Genomic DNA, 1,103 nt, shown 5'->3' on the forward strand with positions numbered 1-1,103 from the left:
GACTTCCTCCACACCTACAACCACCACCGCTGCCACACCGCACTCGACGGACACCCACCCATCAGCCGAATCAACAACACTGCGGGTCAATACACCTAGAGGTGGTCGGCGGCCCCCCGCGCCGCAGCGTCGTCGCCGTAGCCGAGCGGGTAGAGAGGACGGCCTCGGCGCCGAAAGTGCAGCGACGGCCGGACCGGCGGCGGTGGGTACCGTGGGTCCAGCCGTAGCACTGGATGACGGCTAGCACCGGGTCCGGCCTGGTCGCGGCGCCACTCCGCCACCAGGAGCCTGGGGCCGTCCCTGGCCGACGCGGCCGCAGGGGTCTTCAACACCACCCGACAGCGCGGCGACAGGAGCCCTCCTCCAAACGCACCCCGGCACAACACCCCACGACCGCCACGCATGACCTTGCCTGTAGCCGTGTCCCTGGTCGGCCCGACTGCTGCGCCGCCCTCAGGCCGGCCCCGGCCCCGACTGGTTCAGAACCCGGACGGCCACCGCCGTTCCAGAGGCCGCATCCGGAATCCTCCTTGGAGCGACAAGCACAGCGACGCGCAGACATCCCAAAGCTGTGCCAGAACCGACAGCCCTGAGGTCAGTGTGCAGCGGACCGTTTGGCGCTCTGATCGAAGGAGGCTGAAGTGTGTCTGCTCTGGTGGAGTGTAGGGGGCCGTCCCTTCTGCTGTCCGAGCCCGTGGGGGTCTTTTGTGTCTGCTGTCCATCGTGACCGCCGCCAGGGCGGCCTCGCTGGTTTCCTGGTCCTTGTCTGCGCCGGAACGGCTGTCTGCGGCAGCTTGGCTGGAGCGTTGCCTGCACCTGCACCTGCACCTGCACCTGCAACAGTTGCCGCATGGGCGGGGGCTGCCGAGGCAGGGCTCATGTCGGGTGTGTTTGCGCCGGGTGAGGAGGCGGGGGGTGCGGTGGATGTGCGGACCGGCCGCTACTCCTTGGAGGTGCCGCTGCTGGCGACGGCGGGGCGGGGGGAGGCGGGGTTTGCGCTGGCTCTGTCGTATGACCAGGAGTTGTCGGGTCTGGGGGTGGACCGGCAGGGTTTGGGCGCGGGCATGGGCCTGGGCCTGCCCTTCGTCGACACCGAAGAGGGC

Annotated in this window: 1 protein-coding gene and 1 pseudogene; both read left to right on the forward strand. The window is 69.4% G+C overall.

Translation table 11 applies throughout. The features are described 5' to 3' along the window. Positions 1–99 (forward strand): annotated as a pseudogene (locus IF89_RS45600) (IS481 family transposase); the annotation flags it as partial. An 821-nt stretch (positions 100–920) separates the two neighbouring features. Next, positions 921–1,103 (forward strand): hypothetical protein (locus IF89_RS39335; protein WP_043194866.1); only part of this gene is annotated, 183 nt, incomplete at its 3' end.

Origin of the sequence: Streptomyces sp. NRRL F-2664, assembly GCF_000719345.1 — a bacterium.
In the GTDB taxonomy this organism is placed as follows: Bacteria; Actinomycetota; Actinomycetes; order Streptomycetales; family Streptomycetaceae; genus Streptomyces.